14 protein-coding genes are annotated in these 16292 nt (G+C 46.6%); 1 reads left to right on the top strand and 13 read right to left on the bottom strand.

The window, feature by feature from the left end:
• Positions 1–285: 285 nt before the first annotated feature.
• Positions 286–1983, top strand: a complete 1698-nt coding sequence (locus QNH36_RS08800) for an Rqc2 family fibronectin-binding protein (RefSeq protein WP_283905050.1) — start codon at positions 286–288, stop codon at positions 1981–1983.
• A gap of 244 nt (positions 1984–2227) precedes the next feature.
• Here the strand turns inward: QNH36_RS08800 and pyrE are convergent, their stop codons facing one another.
• The 13 genes from pyrE to QNH36_RS08735 all read right to left on the bottom strand — a co-directional run bounded on the left by pyrE (position 2228) and on the right by QNH36_RS08735 (position 16179).
• A complete protein-coding gene (gene pyrE, locus QNH36_RS08795; protein ID WP_283905049.1) occupies positions 2228–2863 on the bottom strand; it encodes an orotate phosphoribosyltransferase in 636 nt (211 codons plus the stop codon).
• Positions 2860–3576: an orotidine-5'-phosphate decarboxylase gene (pyrF, locus tag QNH36_RS08790; RefSeq protein ID WP_283905048.1), complete on the bottom strand. Its 717-nt coding sequence runs from the start codon at positions 3574–3576 to the stop codon at positions 2860–2862. The genes pyrE and pyrF overlap by 4 nt, the downstream gene beginning before the upstream one ends.
• On the bottom strand, positions 3548–4489 hold the full coding sequence (locus QNH36_RS08785; protein ID WP_251542091.1) for a dihydroorotate dehydrogenase: 942 nt from the start codon (positions 4487–4489) through the stop codon (positions 3548–3550). The genes pyrF and QNH36_RS08785 overlap by 29 nt, the downstream gene beginning before the upstream one ends.
• On the bottom strand, positions 4486–5253 hold the full coding sequence (locus QNH36_RS08780) for a dihydroorotate dehydrogenase electron transfer subunit (protein ID WP_283905047.1): 768 nt from the start codon (positions 5251–5253) through the stop codon (positions 4486–4488). The genes QNH36_RS08785 and QNH36_RS08780 overlap by 4 nt, the downstream gene beginning before the upstream one ends.
• Positions 5250–8462, bottom strand: a complete 3213-nt coding sequence (gene carB, locus QNH36_RS08775) for a carbamoyl-phosphate synthase large subunit (protein ID WP_283905046.1) — start codon at positions 8460–8462, stop codon at positions 5250–5252. Before carB ends, QNH36_RS08780 begins: the two co-directional genes overlap by 4 nt.
• Entirely contained in the window at positions 8449–9546 is a 1098-nt protein-coding gene (locus QNH36_RS08770; protein ID WP_283905045.1) for a carbamoyl phosphate synthase small subunit, read from the bottom strand. Before QNH36_RS08770 ends, carB begins: the two co-directional genes overlap by 14 nt.
• Positions 9543–10826, bottom strand: coding sequence for a dihydroorotase (locus QNH36_RS08765; RefSeq protein ID WP_283905044.1), 1284 nt, complete (start codon positions 10824–10826; stop codon positions 9543–9545). The genes QNH36_RS08770 and QNH36_RS08765 overlap by 4 nt, the downstream gene beginning before the upstream one ends.
• Positions 10789–11733 carry an aspartate carbamoyltransferase catalytic subunit gene (locus tag QNH36_RS08760; protein ID WP_144474817.1) on the bottom strand — a complete coding sequence of 315 codons (945 nt, stop codon included), beginning with the start codon at positions 11731–11733 and terminating at the stop codon, positions 10789–10791. The genes QNH36_RS08765 and QNH36_RS08760 overlap by 38 nt, the downstream gene beginning before the upstream one ends.
• 174 nt (positions 11734–11907) lie before the next feature.
• Positions 11908–13230, bottom strand: coding sequence for a solute carrier family 23 protein (locus QNH36_RS08755; RefSeq protein WP_144474816.1), 1323 nt, complete (start codon positions 13228–13230; stop codon positions 11908–11910).
• A 148-nt stretch (positions 13231–13378) separates the two neighbouring features.
• Entirely contained in the window at positions 13379–13921 is a 543-nt protein-coding gene (gene pyrR / locus QNH36_RS08750) for a bifunctional pyr operon transcriptional regulator/uracil phosphoribosyltransferase PyrR (protein WP_144474815.1), read from the bottom strand.
• 211 nt (positions 13922–14132) lie between these two features.
• On the bottom strand, positions 14133–15044 hold the full coding sequence (locus QNH36_RS08745; protein ID WP_283905043.1) for an RluA family pseudouridine synthase: 912 nt from the start codon (positions 15042–15044) through the stop codon (positions 14133–14135).
• Entirely contained in the window at positions 15016–15507 is a 492-nt protein-coding gene (gene lspA / locus QNH36_RS08740; protein ID WP_144474813.1) for a signal peptidase II, read from the bottom strand. Before lspA ends, QNH36_RS08745 begins: the two co-directional genes overlap by 29 nt.
• Before the next feature lie 384 nt (positions 15508–15891).
• A complete protein-coding gene (locus QNH36_RS08735; RefSeq protein ID WP_283905042.1) occupies positions 15892–16179 on the bottom strand; it encodes a TraR/DksA C4-type zinc finger protein in 288 nt (95 codons plus the stop codon).
• Positions 16180–16292: the final 113 nt, after the last annotated feature.

Below are 16292 nucleotides of genomic sequence, written 5' to 3'. Positions count from 1 at the left end.
GCTGGATAAAGAAAAGCGGAAGCGCCTTGGTCAGACCCGACAAGCGTTGGAGGGCCGACCAGTGAAGTCGCTCTTTGACTTCATTGGGCGGACCGAAACGTCTCGAGGGGCTAGGAGCCTTAGCTGGACAATAAGAAACATGAAGTTAACTCGCTAATTCCAAACGGTATTGGTGACTTCTTTTTCGAAAATCAACCGTTTTTGGGCGCCAATAGCTTTGCACAAGCTAGACAGAATACCCGCTTATACCCAGCATGCCAGATAATAGAAAAGGATGTAATTCAAATGTCATTTGACGGATTGTTTACAAGAGCGATTACACATGAACTTTCCTCCCTGCTTAAAGGAGGAAGAATCAATAAAATACACCAGCCATATAAAAACGAAATCATTCTTGCGGTGAGAGCGAATGGCGTCAACCATAAGCTGCTGCTCTCGGCTCATCCAAGCTACGCAAGGGTCCAGATCACCAATGAGCAATATGATAATCCAAATGAGCCGCCAATGTTCTGTATGCTGTTGCGCAAGCATCTGGAGGGATTCATCATCGAAGATATCAAGCAGGCAGGACTTGACCGAATGATTATTTTTGAGGTGAAAGGACGGAATGAAATCGGTGATATTTCATACAAACAGCTGATTGTTGAGGTCATGGGGCGCCACAGCAATATTATCATCGTGGATAAGAACAGGAACATCATTCTTGACAGCATCAAGCATATTTCTTTCGCCGTGAATTCACACCGGGCGATCATGCCTGGCCAGGAATATATCATGCCTCCTCAACAGGAAAAACTGAACCCGCTTGAGGCTGGGGAAGAAGATGTCCTCAGGGTGGTTGATTTCAACGCTGGAAAGATCGATAAGCAGTTGGTTGCAAATTTTGCCGGGGTTTCTCCTGTACTGGCAAAAGAGATTGCCTTTAAGGCAGGGCTCGTCAACCGGACAACTCTCCCTAAGGCTTTCGCCGCCTTGATGGAAGAGATTAAAAATCATCATTACAAGCCGGCTGTAACGTATGGAAGCAATAAGGAAGCCTTTTACCTGCTCCCTCTTGAACATTTACAGGGAGAGACCAAATCTTTCGAAACGCTGAGCCAGCTTCTTGATCGCTTTTATTTTGGAAAAGCTGAGCGCGACAGGGTCAAGCAGCAGGGAAATGACCTGGAACGTCTGCTGGCGAATGAAAAAGAAAAGAACGAGAAGAAAATCAAGAAGCTCGAAGCTACACTGGAGGATGCAAAAAAGGCCGAGCAGTTCCAGCTTTACGGAGAATTGCTGACCGCGAATATTTTTATGGCCCAAAAGGGAATGAAAGAAATCTCGGTCGTGAATTATTATGATGAAAACGGCGCTTCCATCAACATACCATTGGATCCGCGGAAGACTCCATCTGAAAATGCGCAAAAATATTTCACAAAGTATCAGAAGGCCAAGAACTCCGTCAATATTGTAAAGGAGCAAATTCAACTGGCACAGGACGAGGTGGCCTATTTCGATTCCCTGCTGCAGCAGGTTGAAACAGCTTCACCAAAGGATATTGAAGAAATCAGGGAGGAATTGATTGAAGGCGGATATATCCGGGCGAGACAGAAAAAGGGCAATAAGAATAAGCAGAACCTGAAACCTGTCCTGGAAAAATATCATTCAACTGACGGAACAGAAATCCTCGTCGGTAAAAACAATAAGCAAAATGATTATTTAACGAACAAAGTTGCAGCCCGTGATGAAATCTGGCTGCACACAAAAGATATTCCAGGATCACATGTCGTGATCCGAAGCAAAGAGCCTTCGGAAGATGTCATCCTTGAGGCCGCCCAGATTGCCGCTTATTTCAGTAAAGCAAGGAATTCAAGCTCTGTTCCAGTCGATTTCACCCGGGTTCGCCATGTAAAGAAGCCGGCCGGTGCCAAACCAGGATTCGTCATTTACGAACAGCAGCAGACCGTTTATGTCACACCAGATGAAGATGTGATCCTGTAATTGAAGCAATGAAGAACAAAAAGCGCAAGCGCCTTGTTCAGCCCCGACAAGCGTTGGAGGGCCTGACAGTGAAGTCGTTCTTTGACTTCATTGGCAGGACTGAAACGTCTCGAGGGGCTAGGCGCTGGAGCTGGATTAAGACACCCATATGTAGTTATCCACACAAAAATACTATTATAATTTAATGTAGACCCAAAAGAACCTGCCGGCAAGCTCGGCAGGTTCTCTTCTTTTTTTGCGAGGGTCAAGAGTTTTTAGCTGTTCCCCATTCAGCCGGATCCTGTTTCCATTCTTCCAGGCTGCTAAGGTTCTCCTTCGTTATCAGTCCCTTTTGTTCCGCGATTTTTGCCAGTGTACTGAAATCTGTCAATGAGTATGCTTCTATATTAGACGATTTCAGCTGCTGTTCTCCTTTTGCCAGTTCGTATGTAAAAATAGAGACCACTCCAAGCACCTGACAGCCTGCGTTCCGCAAAGCCTGGACGGCTTCGATTACACTGCCCCCAGTTGAGATCAGATCCTCTACAACCACTACTTTCTGTCCTTCCGTCACCTTGCCTTCAATCTGATTGCCTTTTCCATGTCCCTTTGCTTTAGAACGTACATAACACAAAGGAAGATCCAGCAGTTCACTTACCCAGGCGGCGTGAGGGATCCCAGCAGTAGCTGTTCCGGCAACCATCTCAGTCTCTGGGAAATGCTGCTCGATGAGATCCTTTAATCCTTTAGCCACTATTCTGCGGACAGCAGGATAAGAGAGTGTCAATCTGTTGTCACAGTATATGGGTGATTTCAGTCCTGACGACCATGTGAATGGATTGTCTGGCTGTAAGCTTACCGCTTCGATTTCAAGCAAGGATTCTGCAATTTCTTTTCTCATATTCTAACACCCTTCCAGTCACTTTTAATTTTAAGGTAGCTCTCAAGCGGATTGGCAGCACGGGTGATTGGCCTGCCGACAACGATTGCCGAGATTCCTTGTTCTCTGGCGAACTCCGGGGTGGCTGTCCGTTTCTGGTCCTGCTTCCCGCTTTCCACTGGACGGATTCCCGGTGTCACGGTATGAAATTCCCATCCCAATCGGTGATGAATCATGCCGGCTTCATGAGGTGAACAGACAACACCATCCAAACCTGATTTTTTGGCTAATTCTGCGTAATTCAACACGGATTCCTGTAAGGAAACACCGATTTGCTGTTCTGTATTGACCTGGGCTTCAGATGTGCTTGTCAGCTGTGTAACCGCAATGCAATCAGGACGCTTTAGACCTGATGGTGTGCCTGCATCCAGACCTTCGAGCGCCGCTGTCATCATTTCCGAACCCCCAGCAGCGTGGACATTGACAAGGTCGCAGCCTAAACCCGCAAGAACCTTCATTGCACTTTTTACTGTATTCGGGATGTCATGAAGCTTCAAATCGAGGAAAATTTTGCGATTCTGCTTTTTTAACTCCTCGATGATGGACGGTCCTTCAGAATAAAAGAGCTCCATTCCAACCTTGACAAAAAGCTGCTCATTTCTGAATGGTTCAAGGAAATCCAGCACCTGCCCTTTGTTTGGAAAATCAAGGGCGATAATAAGCGAGTCTTTCATTCTTCTTCCAGCTCCTCCCGGTTAATTCTGAGATATGCTCTGCCCCTAGATTTTCCAGGATTTCGGGCAATTCTTCTATGATTTTCGGGCATACAAACGGATCAACGAAATTCTGGGTTCCAACCGCCGCTGCGCTTGCTCCGGCAAGGAAAAATTCGACCACATCCTCTGCTGATTGGATGCCACCCATGCCGATGATCGGGATGGAAACGCGCTGGCTGACCTCATAGATCATCCTGATGGCTACTGGTTTTACAGATGGGCCGGATAACCCTCCCGTCTTATTCGCAAGTATTGGCTGACCAGTTGAAAGGTCAATTCTCATTCCAAGCAATGTATTGATCATCGTAATCCCGTCAGCGCCGCCATTCTCAACCGCCTTCGCGATACTGACGATGTCAGTAACATTAGGGGAGAGCTTCACATATACAGGCACTTCTGACACTTCTTTTACCTTTTTTGTCAGTGCCTTTGCCATTTCAGGATCCGTACCAAAAGCGATTCCGCCAGTTTTGACATTCGGACATGAGATATTCAATTCAAGCGCTTTAACATTTGGTGCCTTTGACAGCTGTTCAGCGACAGCGACGTAATCATCCTCCGTAGAACCAGCTATGTTTGCAATAATTGGTACATCGAATTCACTGAGCCAGGGCAGTTCCTCATTGAACACCTTTTCCAAGCCGGGGTTTTGCAAGCCGATGGCATTCAGCATCCCGCCTGGTGTTTCCGCGACCCTTGGTGTAGGATTTCCGAAGCGCGGTTCGGGAGTCGTTGCTTTGATCATTATTGCCCCGAGCAGACTCAGGTCGTACAATTGGCTGAACTCCCTGCCAAATCCGAAGCAGCCGGATGCAGGCATGACTGGATTTTTCAGAAGAAGCCCAGGCAGCTCGATTGATAGTGAACTCATATGACAACCTCCCCTGCTTTAAATACTGGTCCGTCGCTGCAAACCTTTTTGTATGAGAATCCTTTGAGATCGTCCTTCGTATGGCAAACACAGGCAAAGCACGCGCCGATGCCGCAGCCCATCCGTTCCTCGAGCGACAGGTAGGTTTTCGCCGCATAGTTTCCATTCTCGATGGCTCTTAGCATAGGTGTCGGACCGCAAGCGTAAATGATATCCGCTTCCTGGCCCTGAAGAATATCTGTTACAAACCCTTCTCGGCCGTGAGATCCATCAACCGTCGCGACATAAACTTCACCAAATTCGCCCAGTTCTTTTTCATAAAAAACAGCATGTGCTGATTGGAATCCGATAATGCTGATCACTGTTACCCCTTTTTGGGCTAGCTGTTTGGCCAACTCGTACATCGGCGGGACCCCCACTCCGCCCCCAACCAGGATTGCGGTTTGCCCAGGCTTTGCCTCCGTTACCGGGAATCCATTTCCCAGCGGGCCGAGGACATCGACTGACATCCCGGGTGTTCTTTCGGCAAGCAGGGAAGTGCCTCTTCCCTGCCTCCTGTATATGATTGTGAAGGTTCCATCATTGATTGAAGCAATGCTGATCGGGCGGCGCAAGAGCGGATCGAATCCTTCACCAGTTTTTACATGAACAAACTGTCCAGGCTGGTCCATTTCGGCAGAAAGGTCACCGCTTAGTACAAGTTCAAAGATATTGTCGGCAATCTGCCTGTTGCTGACAACTTTGCAGATTTCCTGCCTGATCATGAAAGGACACCTTCTTTGGCTTGCTCCATTGGCTTTAAGGCATCCGCTGAGAAAGTCATAGATTCAATGACTCTTAAAATCGCTTTTGCTGTATCCAGGGACGTCAGGCAAGGCACGCCATTTTCAACTGATTCACGGCGAATCCTGAAGCCGTCGCGTTCAGGCTGTTTTCCTTTTGTAAGCGTATTGATGACCATCTGAGCTTCCCCTTTACGGATGACATCAATCAGGTTCTGGCCAGGAGAGCCAATCTTGCCGACTGTTTTGACTTTGATTCCGTTATTTTGCAGGTATTTTGCCGTGCCCTCGGTAGCCATCAGCTGATAGCCGATGCTCGAGAACCTTTTGGCTAACGCCAGTGCTTCTTCTTTATCTTTATCCGCCACTGTCAGCAGCACAGTCCCGAATTCCTTGAATTTCATTCCGGCAGCGATCATGCCTTTATACAGAGCTTTTTCAAGCGTTGTATCCTTGCCCATTACTTCACCTGTCGATTTCATTTCAGGTCCTAACGTAATGTCCACGCGGCGCAGTTTTTCAAAGGAGAACACCGGTACTTTGACAAACACTCCCTCTTGTTCTGGTACAAGTCCAGTCTGGTAGCCCTGGTCTTCAATGCTTTGTCCAAGGATTACTTTTGTGGCGATTTTTGCCATCGGCACATTCGTGATCTTGCTCAGGAATGGTACCGTCCTGCTTGAACGCGGATTGACTTCCAGAACAAAAACCTCTTCATTCGCGATTACATACTGGATATTCAGCAAGCCTACGATGTTTAGTCCTCTTGCAAGGTCGATTGTATAGGATACTAGCTTTTGTTTTACTTCTTCACTCAGGCTTTGCGGCGGATAGACTCCGATTGAATCACCTGAGTGGACGCCGGCTCTCTCGATGTGCTCCATGATCCCGGGAATCAATACATTTTTGCCATCCGAAATCGCGTCCACTTCAACTTCTTTTCCAGTCAGGTAACGGTCAATCAGTACCGGATAATCTGGATTTACCTTTACTGCATTTTTCATATAGAAAAGCAGCTCTTCTTCTTTGTAGACGATTTCCATTGCTCTGCCGCCAAGTACATAGGATGGGCGGACGAGGACTGGGTAACCAATTTCCGCTGCTATTGCGGCTGCCTCTTTTACTGATTTTGCTGTGCTTCCTTTTGGCAGCGGAATGTTCAGGTCTGAAAGAGCATATTCAAACTTGTCTCTGTCCTCTGCACGGTCTAGGTCCTCAAGGCTTGTGCCAAGTATTTTAACCCCTCTGTCCACCAGCTTCGAAGCTAGATTGATAGCTGTCTGGCCCCCGAATTGGACGACAGCGCCAATCGGTTTCTCCAGGTTCACGATGTTCATGACGTCTTCAATTGTTAGTGGTTCGAAGTACAATTTATCAGAGATGCTGAAATCGGTAGATACCGTTTCCGGGTTATTATTGACGATGATTGCTTCATAGCCTGCCTCTTTTATAGCTTTGACAGAGTGGACGGTAGCATAGTCGAATTCGATTCCCTGACCAATCCTGATTGGACCGGACCCCAGTACGATGACGCTTGGCTTTTCCGTCACGATCGACTCATTCTCTTCCTCGTAGGTACCATAGAAGTATGGAGTTCCAGATTCGAATTCAGCCGCACAAGTGTCGACCATTTTAAAGACAGGAGTCAGCCCATTATCTATGCGCCATTGGTATACTTCTTTTTCTGTCACCTTCCACAGTTTGGCGATGACCTTATCGGCAAAGCCTTTTTGTTTCGCGGTCCTGGCTGTTTCGAGCTCGAATGGCTGTGCCGACAGCTCCTTTTCGAAAGCTATTAATCTCTCTAATTTATATAGGAAGAATAAGTCGATTTTGCTCCAGCTGTGCAGCGTTTCGATGGTGATACCTCTTCTGATCGCTTCCGCAAGATAAAACAGTCGCTCATCCCCTGCTTTGCGGATCCTTTTTTCAAGCAGTTCATCATCGATTTCATCTTTATTATTCAGTGAAAGATGGGTGACGTCCGCCTCAAGTGAACGGATTGCTTTTAGCAAAGACTCCTCAAAGTTTCTGCCGATTGCCATGACTTCGCCGGTGGCTTTCATTTGCGTACCCAGTGTTCGGTTGGCGGATTCGAACTTATCGAATGGCCAGCGCGGAATTTTTGTTACGACATAATCCAGTGCCGGTTCAAAGCAGGCATATGTTTTACCTGTGACCGGATTCAGCATTTCATCGAGTGTCAACCCTATCGCGATCTTTGCAGCCAGCTTGGCAATCGGGTATCCTGTCGCCTTGGAAGCCAGTGCGGACGACCGGCTGACACGTGGGTTCACCTCGATTACATAGTAATTGAAGCTGTCTGGGTCAAGCGCCAGCTGTACATTGCAGCCGCCCTCGATTTTAAGTGCCCTGATGATTTTCAGGCTTGCGTTCCTGAGCAGCTGGTATTCACGGTCACTCAATGTCTGGCTAGGTGCGACAACGATTGAATCCCCTGTGTGGACGCCAACCGGATCGAAATTCTCCATATTGCAGACTACAATGGCATTATCATTGCTGTCGCGCATCACTTCATACTCAATTTCCTTGAATCCGGCAATGCTTTTCTCGAGCAGGCATTGTCCTACCGGGCTGTTTTTAATTCCGCTTGTCACGATTTCAATCAATTCTTTTTCATTGCTGCAGATTCCGCCGCCAGTTCCTCCCATTGTGAAAGCGGGACGGACGATCACGGGGTAGCCGATACTTTCTACGAATGCATATGCCTCTTCAAGGCTATGGATGATTTCGCTGTCCGGAACCGGCTGCCCAAGCTCGTTCATCAGATTCCTGAACAGCTCCCTGTCCTCAGCCTGGTTGATTGCTTCAAGTTTGGTTCCGAGGATTTGTACGCCGCATTCATCCAATACTCCTGAATTGGCCAGTTCGACAGCCAGGTTCAAGCCGGTCTGCCCGCCAAGGGTCGGAAGGATTGCATCCGGGCGCTCCTTGCGGATGATCCTTGATACAAACTCCTGTGTAAGGGGTTCTATGTATACAACATCGGCAATTTCCGTGTCCGTCATGATTGTCGCCGGATTGGAGTTGACAAGGATGACCTTGTAGCCTTCTTCCCTTAATGCGATGCATGCCTGTGTGCCTGCATAATCGAATTCCGCCGCCTGGCCGATGATGATTGGCCCTGAACCTATAACTAAAATTGTCTGTACATCTTTACGCTTTGGCATGTGCGACAACCTCCTTTTTTTCTGCTTCAACTAACTCCATGAATTGATTGAACAATCCGTTTGCATCCTCCGGTCCTGGTGATGCCTCCGGATGATATTGTACAGTGAATGCCGCCACATTTTTGTGGGAAAGCCCTTCGATTGTGCCATCATTAAGGGCAATATGGGTGATCTCCAGTTCTGTTCCTGTTACTGAATCTTCTTTTACCGTATATCCATGGTTTTGGGATGTCAGCGCGACCCTCCCTGTCCGTATATCTTTCACCGGATGGTTCGAACCTCGATGGCCGAATTTCATTTTCTCGGTATTGGCTCCGCAAGCAAGCGCGAACAGCTGATGGCCAAGGCAGATTCCAAACAGCGGCACCTTGCCGAGCAAACCCTGGATCATTTCGATTGCTTCCGGGACGTCCTTTGGGTCCCCAGGTCCGTTTGAAAGCATGATGCCATCAGGACTAAGGCTGAGAATTTCTTCGGCAGTCGTATTGTATGGAACGACAATCACATCACAGTTTCTTTTATTCAATTCTCTCAAAATCCCGTGCTTCAGCCCGAAATCAACCAGGACAACTCTATGTCCGCGGCCTGGGCTTGGATAAGGTGTTTTTGTTGATACCTGCTTCACCTGGTCATTTGGCAGGTTTTTCATTTTCAATTTTGCAACAATCTCTTCGGCATTCTCTTCAATACCGCAAATCATGCCTTTCAACGTTCCGTGCTGGCGAATGATTTTTGTCAGTTTCCTTGTATCGATCCCGGCAATTCCCGGAATGTTTTTCATTTTAAGGTAATCGTGCAATGACAGTTCAGCACGCCAGTTAGAAGGGAATTCGGCATTCTCTTTAACGATTAATCCCTGGACTGCAGGATTGATCGACTCAAAATCATCCCTATTGATTCCGTAATTTCCAATCAAGGGATAGGTCAATGTCACGATTTGGCCGCAGTAGGATGGGTCAGACAGGATTTCCTGATAGCCGGTCATACCAGTATTGAAAACAACCTCTCCTGTCGTCTGAGTTTCACTTCCAAAGCCTTCTCCCACAAAAACCGTTCCATCTTCCAATATCAGCTGCTTCTTCATGCCTTAACAACTCCCTTTTCCCAGACTATTTTTCCTTCAGCAATTGTCAGTACTGGCCAGCCCTTGCAGTTCCAGCCGCCGAATGGTGTGTTCTTTCCTTTTGATAAAAATTCATCTGGATTAATCTCTTTTTCCTGATCGAGATCAATCAGAACGATATCTGCAGGTGCACCAGGCTTCAACTCCCCATATGGCAGCCCGAATGCTTTTGCAGGCTTGATGGTCAAAAAGTCAATCAGTTCCTTTAGTGTAAGGACCTTTTTTTCAACAAGATGTGTGTATAAGAGCGGGAATGCTGTCTCCAGGCCGACAATCCCGAATGGCGCAAGTTCAATTCCTTCTGCTTTTTCCCCGCTGGTATGCGGCGCGTGGTCTGTAGCGATAAAATCGATCGTGCCATCCAGCAATCCTTCAATCAGTGCTTCCTGGTCGGCTTTGCTCCTTAGCGGAGGGTTCATTTTAAAATTGGCATCATTCCCTGGTATATCCTCTTCACTCAAAATCAAATGGTGTGGAGTTACTTCTGCAGTAACCTTGATGCCGTACCGTTTTGCATCGCGCACTGCCCTGACAGATTCCTTCGTGCTGATATGGCAGACATGGTAATGGCAGCCCGCTTCTTCAGCAAGAAGGATATCCCTGGCGATATGAACTGACTCGCATACTGATGGGATTCCGTTGATGCCAAGCTCTGCAGCTTTTTTTCCCTCATGAAGCGAGCCTTTGTTGATCAGTGTATTGTCCTCACAATGAGCGACGACAGCCATATCAAGCTTTGCAGCCCTTTTCATCGCTTCAAGCATCATTCCTGCTGATTGGACTCCTACTCCGTCATCAGTCAGTGCGAAGGCACCTGCTTCTTTCAGTTCAGCGAAATTGGTGAGCTCCTGGCCCAGTTCTCGGACAGTGATCGAAGCATATGGCAACACCCTAACTGAAGCAGTTTCCTGTATCCTTTCCTGCAGCCATTCCATCTGGGCTTTACTGTCCGGTACGGGTCTTGTGTTCGGCATGGCGGCAACGGTGGTAAATCCGCCTTTCGCTGCTGCAAGTGTCCCGGTTGCAATCGTTTCTTTCTTTTCACCGCCTGGCTCGCGAAGGTGTATATGGAGGTCCACCAGTCCTGGTGCCAGCAGCTTTCCGTCTGCATCAATGATTTCTTCTGCTTCTATTGAGATTTGAGGTTCAACCTTTAAGATTTTTCCGTTTTCTATTAGAATCTCAACATTTTCAAACCCGTTCTCAGTAAGCAGTTTGCCATTTTTGATTAGCATTGACATCTTCCATTCCCCCATTTCTTTTTTCAAGTGCCCTTTTCAACACTGCCATTCTTATGTAGACACCATTTTCCATCTGCTTGAAGATCCTCGATTTAGAACACTCCACTAATCCGTCTGCAATTTCTACACCGCGATTGACCGGTGCTGGATGGAGAATGATACTTTCTCTTTTCATCTGCTTTTCTCGTTCCAGCGTTAAGCCGAAGCGATTATGGTAGTCATTTTTCTCAAAAAGGAGCTTTCCGTCATGGCGTTCATGCTGGACGCGGAGCAGCATCACAACATCAGCCACACGTACTGCATCATCCACTTCCATATACTCGCAGGCTTGCGGAAGTTCATGAATGTCCACCCAGCTTTCAGGCCCTGAAAAAATAATCCTGGCTCCGAGCCTCACAAGCGCATCAGCATTGGACCGTGCCACCCGGCTGTGAAGGATATCCCCGATGATTGCTACTTTCAACCCTGAGAAGCTTCCGAATTCCTGCTGAATGGTCATCAGGTCAAGCAATGATTGTGTTGGATGATGACCTTTGCCATCGCCGGCATTAATGACCGGGATGGATATGCCCTTTTCCAGTTCTGCAAAATAATTATCAGCACTATGCCTGATCACGACGGCATCCGTTCCAATCGCCTCGAGTGTCCTGACTGTGTCATACAATGTCTCGCCTTTTAAAACGCTGGATGTCTGCACCTCAAATGGAATAACCTCGAGACCCAATTTGCGTTCGGCCATTTCAAAACTTGATTTTGTCCTGGTGCTCGGTTCAAAAAACAAATTACTGATAAAAACCCTTCCTTTTGGCTGCCAGATTTCCCCCCTGGCAAAGCCCGTTGCGCTCTTTAGAATTCCCTCTATTTCATCTATTCTCAGCTTTGATGTTGTCAGCAGATCCCATTTCATGCTTGATCCTCCCCTCTATTTGCAAAAAAAGCACCCTGTTGAATTCAACAGGGTGCTTTTACATGAACTTTCCGGCATAAAACCGCATGAATGCGTGTTTAAGTATACGCTGAAATAAGCCGGTTCGCTCATAACACCCTTTTAAGCCTCTCTGGACCTTTTTAAAAGGTGGAACTATGCTACATCGTTCTTTAACTCAGTTTTTTTTTCAGATTCAAGTTCGAACATATCTTCCTGGATCTCTGGACGTCCAGGCAGGACAAGGTTCAGGATGACACCTACCAAAGCCGCTAAAGCCATGCCATGAATTTCGAAGTTTTCATTTACCTTGATGAATGCTCCGCCAATCCCGATTACAAGGATGACTGATGAGACGACAAGGTTACGTGTGTTGCCAAAATCGATTTTGCTGTCAACCAGCATTCTTAATCCTGATGATGCAATGATCCCGAACAACAGGATGGATACTCCGCCCATAACTGGTGTTGGAATCGAGCTGATCAGCGCTGTGATTTTACCGATGAAGCCGAATACTGTCGCGATGATTGCCGCTCCAAGCAGGACATAGACACTATATACTCTTGTGATTGCCAGCACACCGATGTTTTCGCCGTAAGTCGTTTTTGGTGGGCCGCCGATCAAGCCGGAAATCATCGTTGCCATACCATCACCCATGATCGAACGGTGAAGGCCTGGTTCTTTTATATAGTCTTTGCCGACAACCTTGCTTAACACAAGCTGATGGCCAATGTGTTCAGATAGAGTTACGATTGCGACTGGTACCATCAGAAGGACAAGTTTCAAGCTGATGCTTATATCATAATCTACAAACGGGAAGATGAAATCTGGCATTTCAAATACTTTTGCTGCTTTTACACCGCTGAAGTCTACAATCCCAATCGAGAGGGAATATAGATATCCGACTACGATTCCCCCTAAGATCGGAACCATGCTCAGCATTCCTTTTCCATAAATCGAGAAGACGATTGTTGCGGCAAGCGTCACAAGTGCAGCAGAGAAGTGGATCAAGCTGTACTCATTCGTTCCAGGGTTATTCATTGCCATGCTAACTGCAGTACCAGCTAATGAAAGTCCAATTACGATGATAACCGGGCCTACAACTACAGGCGGCAACAACTTCATGATCCAGCGATAGCCTGCTTTCTTGATGATTAAAGCGACGATTCCATATACAAGGCCGGCAAGGAAGGTCCCGACCATGGCTGCTCCCGGTCCGCCGCCTGCTTTGGCTGCGATGACGGGTGCGATAAAAGCGAAGGAGGACCCCAGGTAAGCTGGAACCTGGAATTTTGTGATGATCAGGAAGGCGATCGTCCCAAGTCCGCTTGAGATCAAGGCGATTGCCGGGCTTAAGCCCACAAGATAAGGTACAAGGATTGTAGCGCCAAACATGGCGAATAAGTGCTGAAGGCTTAGTGTCACCCATTGAAAAGGTGATGGTACGTCTTTTATATCCAGGATTGGTTTTGTATTCATCTGTAATATCCCCTTTCTTTTATAAAAAGAAAAACCCTCTTTGCCAGTGAGTGGATGCAAAGAGGGTGGGTAAAAAAGCCCGCACAAAGCCATCGGCGTTGCGCTCCCCCTTTCCAGCCTCTCTGGACTGTTATTAAAAGGGCACTATTTATTTTTCAAAAATGCTTACGCGGTCTTCTTCATCCACTTCCTGCAGTTCAACCACAATTTTTTCCGAACTTGAGGTCGGGATGTTTTTTCCTACAAAGTCTGCCCTGATCGGCAGCTCCCTGTGACCTCTGTCAACCAGGACTGCAAGCTGGATGGTCGCCGGACGACCGATGTCAATCAGCGCATCCATTGCGGCACGGACTGTCCTGCCTGTATAGAGTACATCGTCAACTAGGATCACCTTTTTATTTGATACGTCCACCGGAATATCCGAGCCTTTTACTTCAGGCTCCATGTCAATGGTTTTCGTGGTCAAGTCATCGCGGTACAGAGTGATATCAAGTTCACCTACCGGCATTTCCGCCCCTTCAATCTCGCGGATTCTCTCTGCCAGCCGATTGGCTATATAAATTCCTCTCGTGCGGATGCCAACCAGGACACAATGTTCGATCCCTTTGTTTCTTTCAATGATTTCATGGGCGATCCTCGTCAACGCCCGGCGAATTCCCTGGTTGTCCAGGACAACCGCTTTTTCGGACATTTGTTTTCACTCCTTCTCTTTCTATGGTTTGAAAACGGATTTAAGTAAAAAACCCTCCTGCCAGTTCGGGCAAGAGGGTAAACGTGTAGTGTAAATTGCATCGAGGCATAGAATAATGCCTGTTGCAGATCCGTTTCCTTCTCAGCCTCACGGGACTGTCTTTAAAGGACTTATTAAACTATAGTCATCTTAAGATACTTGTTGAACTTTGTCAACGATTTTCTCTTAATTGATTTAAAAGCTCCGTGAAATAGTCAGGAATCGGCGCTTCAAATTCAAGATATTCGCCTGTTCTCGGGTGGTCAAACCCAAGGAGGCCGGCATGCAATGCCTGTCCGCCAAGCTCTAGCGTCTTTTTCGGACCATATTTCGGATCCCCGGCAAGCGGATAACCGATGTATTTCATGTGGACACGAATCTGGTGAGTCCTTCCTGTTTCAAGCTGGCACTCAACCAAGGTGAAGTCCTGGAACCGTTCGAGCACATTAAAGTGTGTGACAGCATTTTTCCCATTATCGACAACTGTCATGCTCTGGCGGTCTTTTGAATCACGTCCGAGCGGCGCGTCGATTGTGCCATGGTCATGCGGGATATTTCCATGGACGAGCGCTTTGTATTTTCGGGTTACCGATTTGGCAACAAGCTGGTTCACTAGGCTTTCATGTGCCATGTCATTTTTAGCGACCATCAGCAGGCCTGATGTATCCTTGTCAATCCGGTGGACGATACCGGGGCGCAATACACAATTGATTCCAGACAAATCTTTGCAATGTGCCATCAGACCATTTACAAGCGTGCCCGTCATATGGCCTGGTGCAGGATGAACCACCATTCCTTTTGGCTTGTTTACTACAAGGACATCATGGTCCTCATAATAAATTTCAAGATCCATCTCTTCAGGAATGACGTCAAGGATTTCTGGTTCAGGAATGACGATTTCCAGTTTGTCATCCAGGCTGCATTTATAGTTTGTTTTTACCTGGGTTCCATTTACAAGTACATTGCCTTCCTTGATCCATTGCTGGACCTGGCTTCTTGACCATTCAGAATCCAATGTTGAAACGACTTTATCTATTCTGTCACCAGCCTGTTCCTCACTGATGATGTGTTCCATTTTCTCCATAAGCTTTCCTTTTCGCCTCTCTCTCTTCCCTGATCATATCAATCATCAACAGACCCACTCCAATGACAAGAGCAGAATCCGCGATATTGAAAATAGGGAAATCGTAACCAAAAATATATGTGTTGACGAAATCAACTACTTCTTTCCGGAATACCCTGTCGATAAAATTACCTATTGCCCCGCCAAGCATGAAACCAAGCGAAACTCCCAGCAGCAGTTTGCCTTTCGCTGCCTTTTGAATATAAATGACAAGGCCAATCACCACTGCGATGGTAATGACATAAAAGAACCACATTTGCCCCTGCAGGATTCCCCATGCAGCCCCACGGTTGCGGTGAGAAGTGATGTACAAGAAATTCTCAATGACCTTTATGCTATCTCCAAGCTCCATGTTTTTAACAATTAACCATTTAGTAATCTGATCAAGCAAAATAACAAACAGCGCAATTATGTAATAAAACACAAAGGTACCCTCCACATCAAAAGCAATTCATATATCACCTTTGCATTTTAGCACATCTGCGGTCAAAACTACAGATTTTATCAGTTTTAGTATTGTTGCTCGCATTCTACACTGGTTTAACATATGCAAATTGAAATATTCAGTTGGAAACTGGAGGTTTTTATCTCGATTTTCCCAGAAATTAAATTACGGTTTGTTTATTGGCGAAAAAATATTTTTATTGGCGATTTTCAATGTTTTATTGGCGGAAAATTTATTTTATTGGCGATAATGCACAGTTTATTGGCGAAAACCGATTTTTATTGGCGACTTGGAAATTTTCACTGATTTTTTCCAATTTCCAGCTTTCAACTCGTGAATTTCATAGGGATTGCCACGAACCCATCACGAGTAAATCGGTTTCCGGCAGTATTGTTCTATTTGCGCCAATTCTCCTGCAGACCTGGCTGTTGGGATGGTCTGCAAAAACTCATATGGCAGGTATTCTCCGGATATTTCACATATTCCATATTCGCCATTTTCGATTTTTTCCAGTGCTGCTTCGATATCGCGAAGTTCATCCTTGATATAATGTAAAATCCTAACATCACTTTGACTATAGTTCAGGTACGTTAACAATTCTATTCTTGTTTCGCGGAGCTCGTTGTAAATGTAATCAAGATTACCTTCCATATTTCTGCCCCCGTTCCTGTTTACAGCTATTATTTCCCGTTGCCATTTGCTGACTCAGTTAAAGTTTTAACATGAACTGCAGGAATTCCCGGAGCAGGAAGATATTTGACATG

The sequence above is a fragment of the Mesobacillus sp. AQ2 genome, from assembly GCF_030122805.1.
Classification (GTDB): domain Bacteria; phylum Bacillota; class Bacilli; order Bacillales; family Cytobacillaceae; genus Mesobacillus; species Mesobacillus oceanisediminis_A.
The sequence above is the reverse complement of the archived record's forward strand: the minus strand, read 5'-3'. Positions and strand labels throughout refer to the sequence as shown.

Coding starts and splice junctions, on each gene's coding strand:
- QNH36_RS08735 (WP_283905042.1), bottom strand. CDS start 16,179: ATGGAAGGTAATCTTGATTACATTTACAACGAGCTCCGCGAAACAAGA.
- QNH36_RS08765 (WP_283905044.1), bottom strand. CDS start 10,826: ATGTCAATGCTAATCAAAAATGGCAAACTGCTTACTGAGAACGGGTTT.
- QNH36_RS08785 (WP_251542091.1), bottom strand. CDS start 4,489: ATGAGTTCACTATCAATCGAGCTGCCTGGGCTTCTTCTGAAAAATCCA.
- QNH36_RS08770 (WP_283905045.1), bottom strand. CDS start 9,546: ATGAAGAAGCAGCTGATATTGGAAGATGGAACGGTTTTTGTGGGAGAA.
- pyrF (WP_283905048.1), bottom strand. CDS start 3,576: ATGAAAGACTCGCTTATTATCGCCCTTGATTTTCCAAACAAAGGGCAG.
- QNH36_RS08800 (WP_283905050.1), top strand. CDS start 286: ATGTCATTTGACGGATTGTTTACAAGAGCGATTACACATGAACTTTCC.
- pyrR (WP_144474815.1), bottom strand. CDS start 13,921: ATGTCCGAAAAAGCGGTTGTCCTGGACAACCAGGGAATTCGCCGGGCG.
- QNH36_RS08755 (WP_144474816.1), bottom strand. CDS start 13,230: ATGAATACAAAACCAATCCTGGATATAAAAGACGTACCATCACCTTTT.
- QNH36_RS08760 (WP_144474817.1), bottom strand. CDS start 11,733: ATGAAATGGGATCTGCTGACAACATCAAAGCTGAGAATAGATGAAATA.
- carB (WP_283905046.1), bottom strand. CDS start 8,462: ATGCCAAAGCGTAAAGATGTACAGACAATTTTAGTTATAGGTTCAGGG.
- pyrE (WP_283905049.1), bottom strand. CDS start 2,863: ATGAGAAAAGAAATTGCAGAATCCTTGCTTGAAATCGAAGCGGTAAGC.
- QNH36_RS08780 (WP_283905047.1), bottom strand. CDS start 5,253: ATGATCAGGCAGGAAATCTGCAAAGTTGTCAGCAACAGGCAGATTGCC.
- QNH36_RS08745 (WP_283905043.1), bottom strand. CDS start 15,044: ATGGAGAAAATGGAACACATCATCAGTGAGGAACAGGCTGGTGACAGA.